Genomic DNA, 17464 nt, shown 5'->3' with positions numbered 1-17464 from the left:
AGAACATCACCGGGGGCCTTCTCGATCACGCAGCTTATGCGTTGAGCTTGTGGGTCTCGTCGTGCCAGGCCTCCGCCATCGGGCGGAGCTTCGGCTCGTGCTTGTTGGCGTGGTGCGCGCAGAACAGCAGCTCGCTCCCGCCCAGCAGCACTCGGACGTATGCCTGCGCGCCGCAGCTGTCACAGCGGTCCAGCGCGCTCAGGGGACGATCCGCGGATTCGACCTCATCGGTGCGCTCCTGCTCGAGTGTCGTCATGGCAACCTCCTCTTCATCTTCATTCACTTCGTGACCATCCAAGCACGCTCTGCTCGGAATCCCCCCATTCGTGCTCGCGGGTTCGCTGACCGCGTATCCGACTCGTCCACCCGCTCACTCGCCGGGGCACCTCCGTCTGAGTGTCGGCGGCGTGCCCTAGTGTTGAGCCGTCATCAACCTGAGGAGATCTGAGCAGTGGCAGATTCCAACTATTCCGCGCGGCACCTGACGGTACTCGAAGGGCTGGAAGCGGTCCGCAAGCGACCCGGCATGTACATCGGCACGACCGATTCGCGCGGGCTCATGCATTGCCTCTGGGAGATCATCGACAACTCGGTCGATGAGGCTCTCGCGGGGCACGGCGATGAGATCGGGATCACGCTCCACGACGACGGCAGCGTGACCGTCACCGACAACGGCCGCGGCGTCCCGGTCGATATCGAGCCGAAGAGCGGGTTGAGCGGAGTCGAGCTCGTGTTCACGAAGTTGCACGCGGGCGGCAAGTTCGGCGGCGGAGGGTACGCCTCCTCCGGCGGCCTGCACGGCGTCGGTGCGTCGGTCGTGAACGCGCTCTCTTCGCGGCTCGATGTGGAGGTCGACCGCGACGGCAAGACCTGGGCGATGTCGTTCCGCCACGGTGAACCGGGCGTATTCGCGGGCGACGGGCCCGACAGCCCGTTCACTCCGTTCGAAGAGTCGTCGGAGTTGCGGGTCGCTGGCAAGGTCAAGCGCGGCATCACCGGAACCCGCGTGCGGTATTGGGCCGATCCCCAGATCTTTCTGTCCTCAGCGCGTTTCGAGCCGGAGTCACTGGTCGCCCGCGCGCGCCAGACCGCCTTCCTGGTGCCCGGCCTCGCCATCGAGATACTGGACGAGCGAGCTGAATCGCTGGGCGAGGACGGGCATGCTCCCGTGCACCGCTTCGCGTACGAGGGCGGTCTCTCCGAGTTCGTGGACTTCCTCGCCGTCGATACGCCGCTGACCGACACCTGGCGCATCACCGACACCGGCAAGTTCACGGAGACCGTGCCGGTGATGGACGAGAAGAGCGGGCACCTCGTCTCGCGAGAGGTCGAACGGGAATGCGAAGTCGACGTGGCGCTGCGCTGGGGAACCGGGTACGACACGGAGATCCAGAGTTTCGTCAACATCATCGCGACGCCGAAGGGAGGCACCCATCTGGCCGGCTTCGAGCAGGGACTCACCAAGTTCTTCCGCAAGCAGATCGAGGTCAACGCGCGCAAGCTGAAGGCGGGCAGCGACAAGCCCGACAAAGACGACATCCTCACCGGTCTCACGGCGGTCGTGACGGTGCGCGTTCCGGAGCCGCAGTTCGAGGGGCAGACGAAAGAGGTGCTCGGCACCGCGGCCGTGCGCGCCATCGTCTCGAAGGCGATCGTGCAGGGACTCACCGCGCGCTACGAATCGACGAAGAAGCCCGATAAGACCCAGACGAGCGCATTGCTCGAGAAGATGGTCTCTGAGATGAAGGCGAGGATCGCGTTGCGGGCGCAGCGCGACACCGCGCGTCGCAAGAGTTCGCTCGAGAGCTCCTCGCTGCCGGCGAAACTCATCGACTGCCGGTCGAAGACCGTCGCTGAGACCGAACTCTTCATCGTGGAGGGTGACAGCGCTCTGGGCACGGCGCGCCCGGCCCGTGACAGCGAGTTCCAGGCCCTCCTCCCGATTCGCGGCAAGATCCTCAACGTTCAGAAAGCCTCGGTCGCGGAGATGCTGAGCAACGCCGAGTGCGGCGCCATCATCAAAGTCATCGGCGCGGGGTCGGGCCGAGACTTCGAACTGGAATCCGCTCGGTACGGCAAGGTCATTCTCATGAGCGACGCGGATGTCGACGGCGCGCACATCCGAACGCTCCTCCTGACCTTGTTCTTCCGTTACATGCGCCCCATGCTCGAGGCGGGGCGCGTGTACGCAGCCGTGCCGCCTCTGCACCGCGTCATCGTGCAGAACGCCGGACGCAAGCCGAATGATGTGATCTACACCTACAGCGAGCGAGAGCTGACGACGCTTCTCGCCGATCTCAAGAAGCGGGGCAAGAAGTATCTGGAGCCGATTCAGCGGTACAAGGGTCTCGGTGAGATGGATGCGGATCAGCTCGCTGAGACGACCATGGATCGGGAGCACCGGGCACTCCGGCGAGTGCGCGTCGAAGACGCGCATGCAGCATCTCAGATCTTCGAGTTGCTGATGGGCAACGAGGTCGCTCCCCGCAAGGAGTTCATCATCGAGAACGCCGACGATCTCGATCGGGAGCGCATCGACGCCTAGCGCTCTATCCCTAGCGCTCTATCCCTGGCGCCCTATCGCGCCGAGACCTCCTTTCGCGCTCTGCTCAGACCCTTGAGAGCACGGAAAGCGCAGTTCGCGCTCCGCTGCGTGTGCGGAAGGGCACGAACTGCGCCTTCGAGCGCTGAGGCGCCTCCGCACCCTACGGAGCGACTCCGACGTACGCCGCGGACCCGTCGATGGGCTGGCCAGATCCATCGCGCTTGCCCAGCTCCGTCGGAAGCTTCCGGGCCGTGCCGTCCGAGGCGAGCGCGCGCGGCTCGCCCGCGCCGACCCAGGCGCAGGCGATCTGGTCTTCCCATTTGAGGAAGCGCTGGGCCCTGACTCCGCCCGTCGCACGGCCCTTGGCTGGAAACTCAGCCCAATCCGAGACCTTCGCCGTGGCGACGTCGGTGCCGGGAAGCGTGATCGAGCTATCCGCGACGGTCACGACGCGCGCCTCAGCGCCCTCAGGCACAGCCCCGGCGAAGACGACACGCGCTTCGGGCGAGAGCCGCATCCCTGCCATGCCCGCGGCGGGGCGCCCCTGCGGACGCACGGCTGTCGCCGGGAAGCGCAGCAACTGCGCATCGCTCGACACGGCCGCGATCTCCGTGTCGTCGGGTGCGGCGAACGCTGCGACCACGGCGTCGCCCGACTTCACGCCGATGACCTCGAAGGACGGTTTCGCCGGGAGGTCCGTCAGCAGCACGCGCTTCACGATGCCCTGTCGGGTGAAGATTCCGACCGGCGTATCCGATTCGAGGGGGAGTACCCCGACCACCTTGAGGTGCTTGTCGGTGACGCCGATGTAGTCCAGGAGCTTCGCTCCGGCCGAGAACGCGATGCTCGCCGCGGGAACCAGCGGCAGATCCACCGGGGTGAAGCGGTGCAGCGTCCCGTCGGAGAGAATGGCTCCCATCTCACCGCGGACGGTGCCTTCGAGAGCGGTGAGCACGGCGCCGTGCTTCGTCGCCCGGGGCGCGGGGCGAATGGCGCTGGGCGCATCGGGATCTCGGTCGATCCGGAGCGCGCGACCGGTCACGGAAAGGAGAACCGTGCACGGGGTATCGGCGACCTCGAGCGAGGCCGCCGTCGACGCCGTGCGGGTCGGGCGAAGGACTGCGCCCGTGAGCACTGTGCGACGCGGGGTGCCGAAGGCTTCCGCTGCCTCGTCCATCTCCTGGGCGACGACGTCGCGCAGGCGATCCTGATCACCCAGAATGGCGAGCAGGCGATCGATCTCAGCCTGCAACTCATCGCGTTCGGCCTCGAGCTCGACACGCGAGAATTTGGTCAATCGGCGCAGCCGCAGTTCGAGAATGTACTCGGCTTGCGCTTCGGACAGCTCGAAGACCTGCATCAGCCTCGAACGCGCAGATTCCGCGTCATCGCTGGTGCGGATGAGCTGAATGACCTCATCGATGTCGAGGATCGCGATGAGCATGCCTTCGACCAGGTGCAGGCGCTCTCGCCGCTTCATCAGCCGGTACTCGGAGCGACGCGTCACGACGGAGATGCGGTGGTCGAGGAACACTCGGAGCATCTCTCGAAGCCCGAGCGTCTGCGGCTGCCCCTCGACGAGTGCGACTGAGTTGATGCTGAACGAATCTTCCAGCGGGGTGTATCGGAACAGCTGTTCGAGCACTGCTTCGGGGGAGAAGCCGGTCTTCAGCGTGATGACGAGCCGGAGCCCGTTCTTGCGATCGGTGAGGTCCGCGACGTCTGAGATACCCGAGAGCTTCTTGCCCTCAACGCCCTGCTTGATCTTCTCGATGACGCGCTCAGGACCGACGAGATACGGGAGTTCGGTCACCACGAGTCCGGTGCGTCGAGGAGCGAGCTGCTCGACGGCCACCTTCGCGCGCGTGCGGAACGCGCCGCGGCCCGTGCGATACGCGTCTTTCACGCCGTCGAGACCCACGATGGTGCCGCCGCCGGGCAGGTCGGGGCCGGGGATGTACTCCATGAGTTCATCGACGGTCGCATCGGGGTGTCGCAGGAGGTGCTTGGCCCCGTCGACGACCTCGATGAGGTTGTGCGGGGCGAGGTTCGTGGCCATTCCGACCGCGATCCCACTCGCTCCGTTCACGAGCAGGTTGGGAACCGCAGAGGGCAGCACCTCGGGCTGCAGCAACTGGCTGTCGTAGTTCGGTACGAAGTCGACGACGTTCTCGTCGAGCGACTCCGTCATCGCGAGCGCTGCTCCCGCAAGGCGCGCCTCGGTGTACCGCGAGGCCGCAGGCCCGTCGTCGAGCGACCCGAAGTTGCCGTGGCCGTCGACGAGCGGGAGTCGCATGGCGAACCCCTGGGCGAGCCTCACGAGCGCGTCGTAGATCGAGGAGTCGCCGTGCGGGTGCAGCTTTCCCATCACCTCGCCGACGACGCGCGCGGACTTGACGTGCCCCTTCTCCGGCCTCAGACCCATGTCTTGCATCATGTACAGAATGCGTCGCTGCACGGGTTTCAAGCCATCGCGCGCGTCGGGAAGTGCCCGCGAGTAGATGACGGAATAGGCGTACTCGAGGAACGACCCTTCCATCTCTTGCAGGATGTCGATATCTTCGATGCGCTCACCGGCGAGTTCGTGGGACGCGTCCGGTGTGCCGGCGGACGTACTGCGGGGGTCGGTCATAATGGATTTCATGCTACCGACGACCGCCGACAACGGCGCGAGGCTTGCCGCGATTCTGCCAAGCGGCCTCGCCGCGGTCGCGCGAGGCCTTGCGGCCCCACTCCCGCCGCAGCTGCACTATGCGGATTCCGAGCAGCTTCCCGCACTCCGATCGTTCGTGATGATCGTGGTGGACGGTCTCGGCAGTGCGAACCTCTCGGCTCGCGCCGGCCACGCTCCCGCCCTCGCCAGACTCCCGCGCAAACGGATCGAGACGGTGGCTCCGTCGACGACGGGGGCGGCGCTCACCACGCTGCTCACCGGGCGCCTTCCCGGTGACCACGGCCTGATCGGGTACCGCATTCGGCACCCGGAACTCGGTCTCGTCACGACGCTCCGTGATTGGGATGGCATCGAGGAGCGATCCTCCTGGCAGCACGCCACACCGCTGTTGACGCACGCCGCATCGATCGGTGCGCGTGCCGTCGCGATCGGCCGACCCGCTCATGCATCGGGAGGATTGACGGAAGCCATTCTCACGGGCGCCGAATACCTCGGCGGTCAGCGAATCGAGGACAGGTTCGCCATCGCGTCGCGGGTGCTTCGCGAACACGCCCCCGCGATCGTCTACCTGTACATCGACGAACTCGACAAGGCCGGCCACGAGTACGGCTGGCAGAGCGAGCAGTGGGGGCGGCGCCTCGAGCAGTTCGACGCCTCGCTCGAGGGATTCTTGCGCAGCATTCCTGGCCAGGTCGGGGTAGCTCTGACCGCCGACCATGGAATGGTGGACATCGCACCGCACCAGCAGGTGATGCTCGAGGCGGATCCCGATCTGCTCGAAGGCGTTGCGGCGATCGGGGGCGAGCCGCGCTTCCGATCCCTCTACCTGCACGAGGGCGTCGACGCCGACGCCCTCGCAGCGGCGTGGCAACGAGCCGAGGGCAACCGGGCGTGGGTCGGCACACGCGCAGAGGCGATCGCCGCCGGCAGTTTCGGGCCCGTGCGGTCTGATGTTGCCCCGCGTCTCGGTGACGTGCTGATCGCAGCCCGCAAGCAGGTCGCCTACTTCACGAGTACCGAGGATGCCCGCGTGCTCTCCATGGTCGGCCAGCACGGATCGTTCACTGACGAAGAGCGCGGAGTGCCGCTCGCCCTCGGCGGAGCTCTCGCGGGTTCGTCATTCGGAGCGAGCGTTCAGGCCACGGCGCGCCGAGCATAGCCGGGCCGAACCGAGCGCGGCGGCGGTCGACCGGCAGGGCCGCGCGACCGCCGCTCAGTTCGCGGGGTCTTCGTCGCTGCGCGTTCCGAACAGGATGTCATCCCAGCTCGGGATCGAGGCGCGACCCTTTTTCGTGGTGCGCTCGGCCTCCGGCGCCTCCGCCGATGATTCGGGCGGAGTGGGAGCCGGCGTGACCGTTCGAGACGGCGTTCCGGAGACGCCAGCGGTGCTCCAGATGCTCCGGGGAGCCGGGGGCGCATCCGACGCGGGCTCCGGGGTGCGGGTCGGTTGCGCACGCTCGCCGCGAGCGGGATCGGGTGCGGCGCCAGATCCCGACCCACCGTCGGCTTCCGAGTTGCCGAGCGCCGCGAGATCGAGCTCCTGCGGTTGCAGCTCGGGGCTGGGATCGGCTTCCTGGCGTTTTCCCTGATCACGCTCGCCGCGCCGCTTTCGCAGTGCATCGAGCAGGTCGGCGGTCTGACTGAGATCGGCGGGAGCCTCGGCATCCGACGAGATCGCGCGCTGGTCGATCTCCCGCCGCCGCGCGAATTCGACGTTCGGGTCGGCGGGCGACGACGTCGCCTCGTCACTCGTCTCCCGAGCTCCTTCGTCTTCGGGCCGGCCCTCATCGTCGCCATCGCTCGGCAGGCCTTCGGCGTCGAAAGCGCCCGAGTCGAATCGACCGGAGCGCTCCGCCGTGTCCACGGCGCGGAGCTTGGGAATCAGTCGCTCGCCGACGTCGCCCTGCTTCGAGAGATTCACCGCATCCGGGTTGATCGGAGACAGCACGCTCTTGCGATGATCGAACGTCCACACCGCGCGGTGCCCGACATCATGGGAGGCGAATTCGAGGCTGACCATCCAGCCGCGCTCCTCATCTCGCCAGGACGACCACTCGCTGGTCTCCGAACCGAGAGCGGCGAGGCGCTCCGCTATGACTGCCCCGAACCGCTGATCTCCGTCGTCGTTGGCCTCAGTACGAACGGGAACCGCGTGAGCGCGTTCCAGGATGTATCGGCGCTCGGCGAGCACCGGCTCCTCGTAGCGCTCGATGTCCGCATCGTCGAGCCCGGTCTCCGAGGCGACCTGCGCGCGGGTCTTCCCGGCGCGGATCAACGATTGGATCTCGCGCGGCCCGACTTTGCCCGGCTGGCGCTCCCGACGCGCGAGGTGGCGGAGTTCGCTCAACGCGGCCTCGTCCACGACGAAGCGGAACTCGTCGCCAGCGTCGTTGGCGACGATCAGCGACCGGTCATCTCGGCGCACAAAACGCAGTTCGTCCATCGGCGCATCCCTTCGTGAGTCGCGACCCAGAGTGTCACACGGAACGGCCTCTTGCGGGGATTGATGCGGCGCGTGGCGAAACGGGGGAGGTCGAAACTTCGCGCTCAGAGAACTTTCGGAGCAAGGGTTTGCGCGAGAAGTGCATCGTGCGGCAGACTATGGCCGCTCGAAGGATAAGGTGCCGACATACCGGCCCGGGAACGCAGGAGAGAATGGCCACGGATTACGACGCCCCGCGCAAGACTGAAGAAGACGCCGAGTCGATCGAGGCGTTGAAGGAGCGCGGGCCGGCAAAGGGCGCGTCGGGCCTCGACTCCGATGACGCCGACAACCCGAGTTTCGACCTCGGTGGGAACGACCTCTCCGACGTCGAACTCGACGTCATCGTGCTTCCGCAGCAGGACGACGAGTTCACGTGCGTGAGCTGCTTCCTGGTGCGCCACCGCTCGCAGATCGACCACGAGACCGACCTCGGCCCGGTGTGCCGTGAATGCTCCAACTGAATCGCATCGCGATTCAGGCATTCGCGGCTGACGCCACCGCGTCAGAATGCTCCAACTGAATCGCATCGCGATTCAGGCATTCGCGGCTGATGCCACCGCACCAGACTGCTCCAGCTGAGCCGCGAATCCGCGGCTCGCGAGAACGGCCGCCCTTCCGTCGAGGAGGGGCGGCCGTTCGTATTGCAGCGGGCGGAGGCCGCGGCGACTCACTCCGCGCGGGCGGCAGTGATCGCGTCTGCGAGTTTTTGCGGGTGGCGGCTCGTGAGGATCCAGTGCGGAGCGGGATCGGCCGGGTCGACGTTGGCGATCCGCACGCCCCGATGGATCCATCCGCGCAGCAGCAGGTAGTTCCGCGCGTCGCTGCCCGGGCCGATGGCGGCCTTCAACCGTTCGGCGCCCAGCAACTCGATGTCGCCGAGGAGCGCGACCGGGATCTCGGCGCGTCCTGCGACCAATCGGCCATTCTCCACGGTGATCGACGGGCTCAGAAGCAGGAATGTCACTGCCAGGATCACGTACACGGCGACGCCCGTCGGGATCGCCCACTGCGCGTTGATCGGGGTGAGTACCAGCGCCACCGCGGGTATCACCAGCACCAGCGCGATGAAGAGGCTCACGCCAGGAAGAAGCCGCTCCCGATACGTCGTGGTGGGTGTGACGGTGCTGGGGTCTCGGGTCATACCCTCCATTATCCCGCGGCCCGCTTCGGAGAGTGCTCCGCGACTGCTCGCCTGTACGCATGCACGGAGGAATCCGCTAGCCTGAGCTGGTGACTGATGTGGTTGAAGTACCGATCGTGGCGGATCTTCCGCCGCACTACGCCCACGCCAACGATGCGGGCGCTGACTTGCGCGCGGCTGAGGCCGTCGAACTCGGACCGGGGGAGCGCGCCCTCATCGGCACGGGCGTGTCGATCGCTCTTCCCGATGGATACGCCGCGTTCGTGGTCCCACGGAGCGGTTTGGCGGCGAAGCACGGCATCACCGTCGTGAACTCGCCCGGAACGGTCGATGCCGGGTACCGGGGCGAGATCAAAGTGACGCTGCTGAACACCGATCGGTCGGAGCGCTTCGCCGTCGCCGAGGGCGATCGAATCGCCCAGCTGATCGTGATGCCCGTGACCCGCGCGGTATTCGTGCCGGTCGCTGAACTGCCGTCGAGCGAGCGCGGCGCTGCAGGGTTCGGGTCCACCGGCGTGAGCGATGCACCCCGCGCACCCGAGGCGGATGGCCGCCGAACGAATTCGACCCCCGCGGTCTAGATCAAGGAGTAGCAACTATGAGCGAATCGCAGACGCCGGAGCAGGGCTCGGCTGACGAAGTCGAATTGAGCGAACGGACGGCGGACGTCGTCGACGATGCGAAGTCAGCGCCCTCCGACCGCGATACCGCGGGCCCGTTCGACGCAGCAGAGGTTCCGGCGATGCGTCCCTACGTCGACCTCGGCGGCATCAAGGTCGCTCCGCGCGAAGGTCTGCAGCTGCGGCTCGAGGTGGACGAACGTGCGAATCGCGTGATCGCGGTGTCGCTCGAGTACGCGGAATCATTGCTGCAGGTGCAGGCATTCGCCGCTCCGAAGAAGACGGGGCTCTGGGGCCCGGTGCGAGCGGAATTGACTCAGCAGATGACGTCGCAGGGCGGCACTGTCTCCGAGGAGCACGGGGTGCTCGGTCCGGAGCTCCTCGTCAAGACACCCGCCCCTGGAGATCAAGGGGGAACGCGCGTCGCCCGTTTCGTCGCGGTCGATGGGCCGAGGTGGATGCTTCGCGGAGTGATCATGGGCAAGGCGGCACTCGATGCCGAGGCGCGCGAACGCGTGATCGAGCTGTTCCGCGAACTCGTCGTCGTGCGAGGTGAACAGCCGATGCCGCCGAGCGAACTGCTGCAGCTGAAGGTTCCCGCGGGCGTCCAGGGCCAGCGACAGGCGCCTCCCGCCGGAACGCTCCCGGTGTGAACGACACCGGGAGCGGCTCTGCGGAGGAGCGGTTCGACGGGGCCGGGGCCGATCACCGAACACCGCTGACGCCTCCGGCATCGGAGCCCGATGCCGGAGGCGCTGGTGCGGCCGAATCCTCGGCATTCGGAGGTGCACTCGGGCGCACCGTGCGTGCCGGTATGTCAGGGGAGTCGCTCTCGGGTCGAGGTGTGCTCGACGCGATCGGCGGCTGGCGTGGAGTCGCGGAGACGCTCGTACCCGGTCTGCTCTTCCTCGTCATCTTCACCTTCACCCGGGATGCGCGAGTCTCAGCGATCGCCCCAGCCGCTCTCGCGCTCGTCGCTGTCGTCGTGCGTCTCATCCGGCGCGAGCCTCTCGTCTCCGTCTTCTCCGGCGCCGCCGGCGTTGCGATCGCTGTCGTGGCGACGCTTCTCACGGGCCGGGGCGCCGACTACTACGTTCCGGGGTTCATCACGAACATCGCGTGGTCGGCGGGCCTGCTCATCTCGATGGCGGTCGGATGGCCGCTCGTCGGCGTCGCCCTCGGAGCGCTTCGGGGCGACCTCACCGGATGGCGGCGCGACCGCGCCCTGAAGCGGGTGACGATGTGGCTCACCCTGCTGTGGAGCGGGCTCTTCATTGCGCGCCTCGCCGTCCAGGTGCCTCTCTACTTCGCAGCGCGCGAGCCGGACGGCGTCGCCGCGACCGACGCCCTCGGAATCGCTCGGCTCGTGATGGGGGTGCCGCTGTTCGCACTCGTGGTCGTCTTCACCTGGATGGTGCTCAGCAAGCTGACGCGATCATCAGATGAATCCGGTGGCGAAATTGGCGCGAGCACTGGGCAAAACACCCCGCGCACCTGACATCCTCAACGGCCGACTCGGGTGTAGAATTATCTTGACATCGAGACACATTGGAGGAGCTCAATGGGAGCCGTCAACAGCTTCGAAGCGAAGAGCACCCTCGCCGTCGGCGAGAAGGAATACGGGATCTACCGAATCGACCAGGTCCCCGGTCATGAGCGGCTGCCGTACAGCCTGAAAGTACTGCTGGAGAACCTCCTCCGCACGGAAGACGGCGCCAACGTCACGCGCGCGCACATCGAGGCGCTCGGCAACTGGGATCCTGCAGCGCAGCCCGACACCGAGATCCAGTTCTCCCCGGCTCGCGTCATCATGCAGGACTTCACGGGTGTGCCCTGCGTCGTCGACCTCGCCACGATGCGCGAGGCGGTCGTCGATCTGGGTGGCAGGCCCGACCAGATCAACCCGCTGGCTCCGGCCGAGATGGTGATCGATCACTCCGTGATCTCCGACGTGTACGGCACGGCTGACGCCGCGGCGCGCAACGTTGAGATCGAGTACCAGCGCAACGGCGAGCGCTACCAGTTCCTCCGCTGGGGTCAGGGCGCCTTCGATGAGTTCAAGGTCGTTCCGCCCGGCACCGGCATTGTGCACCAGGTCAACATCGAGTACCTCGCGCGAGTGACCTTCACTCGCGAGATCGATGGCGAGCTGTTCGCCTACCCCGACACCTGCGTCGGGACCGACTCGCACACCACGATGGAGAACGGCCTCGGTGTGCTCGGCTGGGGCGTCGGCGGCATCGAGGCCGAGGCCGCGATGCTCGGCCAGCCGATCTCGATGCTCATCCCGCGCGTCGTCGGGTTCAAGCTCTCCGGCCAGATCCCTGCAGGCGTCACCGCGACTGACGTGGTGCTCACCATCACTCAGATGCTGCGCAAGCACGGCGTCGTCGGCAAGTTCGTGGAGTTCTACGGCGAAGGCGTCGGGTCCGTGCCGCTCGCGAATCGCGCGACCATCGGCAACATGAGCCCGGAGTTCGGCTCGACGGCCGCGATGTTCCCCGTCGACGATGTCACGCTCGACTACATGCGACTCACGGGGCGGCCCGAGGATCAGATCGAGCTCGTCAAGGCGTACACGCAGGCGCAAGGCATGTGGCACGATCCGTCTCGCGAGCCTGAGTTCAGCGAGTACCTCGAGCTCGATCTCAGCACCGTCGTTTCGTCCATCGCGGGCCCGAAGCGACCGCAGGATCGCATCGAGCTGACGAACTCGAAGTCGCAGTTCGAAACCGACCTGAAGAACTACGCACAGGCGGCGAACCCGGCGAAGGTGAAGGACGAGCAGGGGCGCGAGTTCGAGATCGATCACGGCGCGGTGACGCTCGCGTCGATCACGTCGTGCACGAACACCTCCAACCCGTCCGTGATGCTCGCGGCCGGCGTCCTCGCACGAAATGCCGCCGCGCGCGGGCTTCGCGCGAAGCCGTGGGTGAAGACCACGCTGGCGCCGGGATCCAAGGTCGTCACCGACTACTACGAGAAGTCCGGCCTCAACTACGATCTCGAGAAGCTCGGCTTCTACACGGTCGGATACGGCTGCGTCACCTGCATCGGCAACTCCGGTCCGCTGAACCAGGAGATCTCCGACGCGGTCAACGAGCACGATCTCGCCGTGACGGCAGTGCTCTCGGGCAACCGCAACTTCGAGGGGCGCATCAACCCCGACATCAAGATGAACTACCTCGCCAGCCCGCCGCTCGTCATCGCGTATTCACTCGCCGGCACGATGGATTTCGATTTCGACACCGACGCGCTCGGCCAGGACGAGGCCGGAAACGATGTGTTCCTGCGCGACATCTGGCCCGACCCGGTCGAGGTGCAGAAGATCGCCGACGAGTCGATCGACTCGGGCATGTTCCTCGAGAAGTACGCGACGGTGTTCGACGGTGATGAGCACTGGACGTCGCTGCCGACCCCTGACGGCAACACCTTCGCCTGGGACGAGAAGTCGACGTACGTGCGGAAGGCACCGTACTTTGACGGCATGCAGCTCGAGCCGACGCCGGTCACGGATATCTCGGGGGCTCGGGTCCTCGCCAAGCTCGGCGACTCGGTCACCACCGACCACATCAGCCCTGCCGGCAGCTTCCGGGCCGAAACCCCTGCGGGCCGATACCTCGTCGAGAACGGCATCTCTCCGAAGGACTTCAACACCTACGGGTCGAGGCGCGGCAACCATGAGGTGATGATTCGCGGAACCTTCGCGAACATCCGCCTGCGCAACCAGCTGCTCGCCAGCGAGAACAACGGCGCCGGCGTCGAAGGCGGCTTCACGCGCGACTTCACGCTGGAAGGCGCCCCGAAGTCGTACATCTACGATGCGTCGCAGAACTACCAGGCAGCTGGTATTCCGCTCGTGGTGCTGGGCGGCAAGGAGTACGGATCGGGCTCGTCTCGCGACTGGGCAGCGAAGGGCACCAGCCTCCTGGGTGTGAAGGCCGTCATCACCGAGAGCTTCGAGCGCATTCACCGCTCGAATCTCATCGGAATGGGTGTGCTGCCGCTGCAGTTCCCGGAGGGGGAGAATGCGGAGAGCCTCGCACTCGACGGCACCGAGACCTTCGACATCTCGGGCATCACGGCGCTCAACGAGGGCGTGACTCCGCGAACGGTTTCCGTCACTGCGACGCGCGAAGGCGGCACCTCGCTGCGTTTCGACGCGGTCGTTCGCATCGACACCCCGGGTGAAGCGGATTACTACCGCAACGGAGGCATCCTGCAGTACGTGCTTCGTTCGCTCGTCTAGTTCGGGAACGCACTTCTGCGTCCGTGCGCGATCAGCGCCCGGACGCAGAAGTGCGTCTGCAGCCGCGCACGGTTGGGCTTGTTCCCGCCGTCACCGCTCACGGCCTTCGCTCGCACAGCGCGTTGTCCCCCGTACCGATTCCGGTGCGGGGGACAACGCGCTGTGTTGCGACGGCGAAGTCGCTCATTCTCAGACGACTGATTTCGCCCGTGGCGTCCCTACTTCACGCTCACCCACGTGCCGCAGGTCACCGGGCAGCTGCGCACCTTTACGAACGGGTTTGCAGGTCGTGCCGACACCCATCTTGTCGAACCCTTGCCGCTGGCGTTTGCGTAGTTCCGTGTCCCGTCTCGCAACTGGTACTCGATGACGGCGTTGAGTCCGTCAGTTCGTGTGTCGGTGATGAGGATGTCGAGCGGCGTCGCTTTGGCAGTACCCATACTCCAGGTGAGCGTCGTGCTAGCAGCATGCGCAGGAAGCGCACTGCCTGCGACGAGAGCTGCGACCGCGACGGCGGTGAGTGATGATTTGAGGAGTGCGGGCTTGGACTTCATTGTGCTCCCTTTCAGCGTTGTCGTTCTCCCAGAAACCCGGGTGATACAACATTCCTGCATACTGATCGATTCGGGCCGCCAATGGAGTCGCATTCGGTATTGAGCATCTCGATTTCTGCATCGCGACGGCAGAATTCCGCACCTGTACGGGCCGGCTCCCCGTTCAGTTCTCCTTCGCGGCGTCCACGCCGGTGAACGTTCCTTCTGGAGTCCCCAACCAGGTGAACCGGTTGAGCGGCCAGTTCAACACGAACGCGCGCCCCACGACCTCTTCTTCCGGCACGAACCCCTTGCCCGGCTGATCCTGGTTGTAGCGCGAGTCCTTGCTCTGATACCGGTTGTCGCCCATCACCCACAGAGAGCCCTCGGGCACCGTGACGTCGAAATCGATCGCCGACGCTCGCTCCTCGCCCGCAGGCTTCACGATGTACGGCTCGTCGATGGGCACACCGTTCACCATCACACGCCCCTGAGCGTCGCAGCACTCGACACGATCACCGCCGACGCCGATGACGCGCTTGACCACGTACTCGTTGCTCGTGTCAGCCGCGAGACCGATCGACTGGAGCACCCGCTCGAACCCGCGGGGCGGCTCACTCCCGCGGGGGTGCAACCACCCGCCCGGATCCTTGAACACCACGATGTCGCCGCGCTGCACATCGATGAGGTCGGGCACCAACTGGTTCACGAGGATGCGGTCATCGATCTGCAGCGTGTTCTCCATCGACTCCGAAGGGATGAAGAAACTGCGCACGAGAAACGTCTTCAGCAGAAACGAACCGAGAAGCGCCAGCAACAGGATGAGGAGCGTATCTCGCAGGAACCCGAGGATTCCGCCTCGACGGGTCCGTTGCTGCGAGGTCGTGGCCTCGGCTTCACTCATATGTGCTTCCTTGTTGATGGGAATGGAACTGCCTCCGAATAGACGGCTCCGCCCCGCTGATTCCTCTACACACACGGAATCCCACCCAGTCCAGAGGATAGCCCGAGCATGCGACAACCGAGAAATTGCAACCTCCCGGGGAGCACGACTCGTCGAACGGCACGCCACCGGCCGGACTTCGCCCGGCGTGAGCAGCAACAGCGGCGGCAGTTCGGATGGCGGCCCCCGAGTAGACTGAGGGGATGCTCTGACCCTCCCGGTCGGGCGGAACGGAGGTCGGCGGGTGGCGATCCTGGATCGAATCCGAGAACCGCGTGATCTCGACGCGCTGACGCTCGAGGAGTGCGAGTTGCTCGCCGCGGAGATCCGTGAGTTCCTGATCGCCGCGGTGTCGCGCACTGGAGGGCACCTCGGACCCAACCTGGGGGTCGTCGAACTCACGATCGCGCTCCATCGCGTCTTCCGCTCGCCGAGAGACCCGATCGTCTTCGATACTGGCCATCAGAGCTACGTGCACAAGCTGCTCACGGGTCGACGGGACTTCTCAGGTCTGCGCAGTCGCGGCGGGCTCGCCGGCTACCCGCAGCGTGCAGAGTCGGAGCACGACATCGTGGAGAGCTCGCACGCCTCGAGTTCACTGAGCTGGGCCGATGGTATCTCCCGAGCGTTCGCGCGTCGCGCCGAGACGGACCCCTCGCAACAGCATCGCCACGTCGTCGCCGTCGTCGGCGACGGTGCGCTCACGGGCGGGATGACCTGGGAAGCGCTGAACAACATCACCGACGACAACGACCGCAACCTCGTGCTCGTCGTGAACGACAACGGACGGTCGTACGCCCCGACGATCGGCGGCATGGCCCGGTTCTTGAACTCCGTGCGTTCGAAGGACGCCTATCGCGACCTGCAGGAGGGGAGCGAGAAGCTGTTCTCCCGTCTCGGGACGCCAGGCCGCACCGTCTATCGTGCGGCGCGAGGAGCGATGCGCGGGTTCGTCAGCCGCGCTTCCGATAACCAGGACCTCTACTCGAATCTCGACATCAAGTATCTCGGACCGGTCGACGGCCACGATCTCCACGCCGTGGAGGAGGTGCTGCGCCAGGCGAAGGGCTACGGACGCCCGACCCTCGTGCACGTCATCACCGAGAAGGGTCGCGGTTACGCACCAGCCGAGAACGACATCGCTGACCAGTTCCACGCGATCGGCCAGATCGATCCCGGAAGCGGCGAACCCGTGGAAGTGGTGGGTGGCCGGAGCTGGACATCGGTGTTCAGGGAGCGCATCGTCGATCTCGCGGAGGCAGATGATCGCATCATCGGTATCACCGCGGCGATGCTCGTGCCGACCGGACTCGACCTGCTCGCATCACGGCTCCCTGGCCGTGTCATCGATGTCGGTATCGCAGAGCAGCACGCAGTGGCGAGTGCTGCTGGCCTCGCATACGGTGGTCTGCACCCGGTGGTGGCCGTCTACGCGACCTTCATGAACCGTGCGTTCGACCAGCTCCTCATGGATGTGGCACTGCACCGGGCCGGCGTGACCTTCGTGCTCGACCGAGCCGGAATCACGGGCCCGGACGGCGCGAGCCACAACGGCGTCTGGGACCTCGCCACCTTGCAGGTCGTCCCCGGCATCAGGATCGCCGCACCGCGCGATGCGCAATCGCTGTCGGAGGAACTGGGCGAAGCGGTCGCGATTGACGACGGCCCGACAGTGCTGCGTTACCCCAAGGGTGCGATCGGCGACGACATCCCCGCGCTGCGTCGTCTGCACGACGGTGTCGAGGTACTCCGCGAGACGGAGATCGCGCGACGGGAGTACCGGGATGTGCTCTTCGTCGCGGTGGGGCCCATGGCTTCCATTGCGCTTGCTGCGGCTGAACAACTGGAGCGCGACGGCATTTCTTCCACCGTGATCGATCCACGCTGGGTCGTGCCCGTCTCCGGGTCACTCGTCGAGCTCGCGGAGCAGCACCGCCTGGTGATCACGATCGAAGACGGTATTCGCGTCGGCGGCGTCGGTACTCGCATTCGCCAAGCGCTCCGCGATGCGGGCGTCGACACCGCGGTGAGCGAACTCGGCACACCCGACGCGTTCCCGGGTCACGCCTCCCGTGCGGAGTTGCTGGCCGACGCTGGCCTCACTGCAGACCAGATCGCCGCTGCCGTGGCCGAGCAGGTGCGCGGCGATCGCGTACCGATCGCGCGGCCTGCAGCCAGCGATCGCCCTGTGAGCTGAGAGGGTCGGCCGAGTACGTCGCCGATGCCGATGCCCGACGGGCGCTGAACGGTGAAGCGGGGCGGGTGGGATCGACT

Annotated in this window: 14 protein-coding genes; 8 read left to right on the top strand and 6 right to left on the bottom strand. The window is 66.2% G+C overall.

Going from position 1 to position 17464, the window contains the following annotated elements; all coding sequences use genetic code 11:
* Positions 1–34 precede the first annotated feature (34 nt).
* Complete coding sequence (locus tag JE033_RS01255; RefSeq protein WP_090148810.1) at positions 35–256, bottom strand: hypothetical protein; 222 nt, start codon at positions 254–256, stop codon at positions 35–37.
* 195 nt (positions 257–451) lie between these two features.
* Here JE033_RS01255 and JE033_RS01250 point away from each other — a divergent pair, with 195 nt between their 5' ends.
* The gene (locus tag JE033_RS01250; protein ID WP_200328918.1) at positions 452–2545 is read left to right on the top strand and encodes a DNA topoisomerase IV subunit B; all 2094 of its coding nucleotides are present in this window, start codon (positions 452–454) and stop codon (positions 2543–2545) included.
* A 160-nt stretch (positions 2546–2705) separates the two neighbouring features.
* Here the strand turns inward: JE033_RS01250 and JE033_RS01245 are convergent, their stop codons facing one another.
* Positions 2706–5177: a DNA topoisomerase (ATP-hydrolyzing) subunit A gene (locus tag JE033_RS01245; RefSeq protein WP_200328916.1), complete on the bottom strand. Its 2472-nt coding sequence runs from the start codon at positions 5175–5177 to the stop codon at positions 2706–2708.
* A 10-nt stretch (positions 5178–5187) separates the two neighbouring features.
* On the opposite strand from JE033_RS01245, the gene JE033_RS01240 reads away from it, so the two are divergent.
* The gene (locus JE033_RS01240) at positions 5188–6378 is read left to right on the top strand and encodes an alkaline phosphatase family protein (RefSeq protein ID WP_200328914.1); all 1191 of its coding nucleotides are present in this window, start codon (positions 5188–5190) and stop codon (positions 6376–6378) included.
* Positions 6379–6432: 54 nt separating this feature from the next.
* Here JE033_RS01240 and sepH read toward each other — a convergent pair whose 3' ends face one another.
* Positions 6433–7662 carry a septation protein SepH gene (sepH, locus tag JE033_RS01235; RefSeq protein WP_200328912.1) on the bottom strand — a complete coding sequence of 410 codons (1230 nt, stop codon included), beginning with the start codon at positions 7660–7662 and terminating at the stop codon, positions 6433–6435.
* 212 nt (positions 7663–7874) lie between these two features.
* Here sepH and JE033_RS01230 point away from each other — a divergent pair, with 212 nt between their 5' ends.
* On the top strand, positions 7875–8165 hold the full coding sequence (locus JE033_RS01230) for a DUF4193 domain-containing protein (protein WP_090148821.1): 291 nt from the start codon (positions 7875–7877) through the stop codon (positions 8163–8165).
* 206 nt (positions 8166–8371) lie between these two features.
* Here the strand turns inward: JE033_RS01230 and JE033_RS01225 are convergent, their stop codons facing one another.
* Positions 8372–8845 carry a DUF3093 domain-containing protein gene (locus tag JE033_RS01225; protein WP_234037040.1) on the bottom strand — a complete coding sequence of 158 codons (474 nt, stop codon included), beginning with the start codon at positions 8843–8845 and terminating at the stop codon, positions 8372–8374.
* 89 nt (positions 8846–8934) lie between these two features.
* On the opposite strand from JE033_RS01225, the gene dut reads away from it, so the two are divergent.
* The 4 genes from dut (at position 8935) to acnA (ending at position 13714) form a co-directional block, all read left to right on the top strand.
* Positions 8935–9426: a dUTP diphosphatase gene (gene dut, locus JE033_RS01220; RefSeq protein WP_200328910.1), complete on the top strand. Its 492-nt coding sequence runs from the start codon at positions 8935–8937 to the stop codon at positions 9424–9426.
* 17 nt (positions 9427–9443) lie between these two features.
* Positions 9444–10118 carry a DUF3710 domain-containing protein gene (locus tag JE033_RS01215; protein ID WP_090148829.1) on the top strand — a complete coding sequence of 225 codons (675 nt, stop codon included), beginning with the start codon at positions 9444–9446 and terminating at the stop codon, positions 10116–10118.
* Positions 10115–10963, top strand: a complete 849-nt coding sequence (locus tag JE033_RS01210; RefSeq protein WP_200328907.1) for a DUF3159 domain-containing protein — start codon at positions 10115–10117, stop codon at positions 10961–10963. The genes JE033_RS01215 and JE033_RS01210 overlap by 4 nt, the downstream gene beginning before the upstream one ends.
* A 63-nt stretch (positions 10964–11026) precedes the next feature.
* On the top strand, positions 11027–13714 hold the full coding sequence (gene acnA, locus JE033_RS01205; RefSeq protein ID WP_200328905.1) for an aconitate hydratase AcnA: 2688 nt from the start codon (positions 11027–11029) through the stop codon (positions 13712–13714).
* Between the two features lie 218 nt (positions 13715–13932).
* Here acnA and JE033_RS01200 read toward each other — a convergent pair whose 3' ends face one another.
* The gene (locus JE033_RS01200) at positions 13933–14268 is read right to left on the bottom strand and encodes a hypothetical protein (protein WP_200328903.1); all 336 of its coding nucleotides are present in this window, start codon (positions 14266–14268) and stop codon (positions 13933–13935) included.
* Positions 14269–14431: 163 nt separating this feature from the next.
* A complete protein-coding gene (gene lepB, locus JE033_RS01195; protein ID WP_200328901.1) occupies positions 14432–15151 on the bottom strand; it encodes a signal peptidase I in 720 nt (239 codons plus the stop codon).
* Between the two features lie 283 nt (positions 15152–15434).
* On the opposite strand from lepB, the gene dxs reads away from it, so the two are divergent.
* The gene (dxs, locus tag JE033_RS01190; RefSeq protein ID WP_200328899.1) at positions 15435–17387 is read left to right on the top strand and encodes a 1-deoxy-D-xylulose-5-phosphate synthase; all 1953 of its coding nucleotides are present in this window, start codon (positions 15435–15437) and stop codon (positions 17385–17387) included.
* The last annotated feature ends 77 nt before the right edge of the window (positions 17388–17464 follow it).

Source organism: Leucobacter sp. L43 (assembly GCF_016597785.1).
Taxonomy (GTDB): Bacteria; Actinomycetota; Actinomycetes; order Actinomycetales; family Microbacteriaceae; genus Leucobacter; species Leucobacter alluvii.
The sequence above is the reverse complement of the archived record's forward strand: the minus strand, read 5'-3'. Positions and strand labels throughout refer to the sequence as shown.

Bases quoted from the DNA above. Each gene is read 5' to 3' on its own strand.
- JE033_RS01255 (WP_090148810.1), bottom strand. From the start codon at position 256: ATGACGACACTCGAGCAGGAGCGCACCGATGAGGTCGAATCCGCGGAT.
- JE033_RS01245 (WP_200328916.1), bottom strand. From the start codon at position 5,177: ATGACCGACCCCCGCAGTACGTCCGCCGGCACACCGGACGCGTCCCAC.
- JE033_RS01240 (WP_200328914.1), top strand. From the start codon at position 5,188: ATGCTACCGACGACCGCCGACAACGGCGCGAGGCTTGCCGCGATTCTG.
- sepH (WP_200328912.1), bottom strand. From the start codon at position 7,662: ATGGACGAACTGCGTTTTGTGCGCCGAGATGACCGGTCGCTGATCGTC.
- JE033_RS01230 (WP_090148821.1), top strand. From the start codon at position 7,875: ATGGCCACGGATTACGACGCCCCGCGCAAGACTGAAGAAGACGCCGAG.
- JE033_RS01225 (WP_234037040.1), bottom strand. From the start codon at position 8,845: ATGACCCGAGACCCCAGCACCGTCACACCCACCACGACGTATCGGGAG.
- JE033_RS01215 (WP_090148829.1), top strand. From the start codon at position 9,444: ATGAGCGAATCGCAGACGCCGGAGCAGGGCTCGGCTGACGAAGTCGAA.
- acnA (WP_200328905.1), top strand. From the start codon at position 11,027: ATGGGAGCCGTCAACAGCTTCGAAGCGAAGAGCACCCTCGCCGTCGGC.
- JE033_RS01200 (WP_200328903.1), bottom strand. From the start codon at position 14,268: ATGAAGTCCAAGCCCGCACTCCTCAAATCATCACTCACCGCCGTCGCG.
- lepB (WP_200328901.1), bottom strand. From the start codon at position 15,151: ATGAGTGAAGCCGAGGCCACGACCTCGCAGCAACGGACCCGTCGAGGC.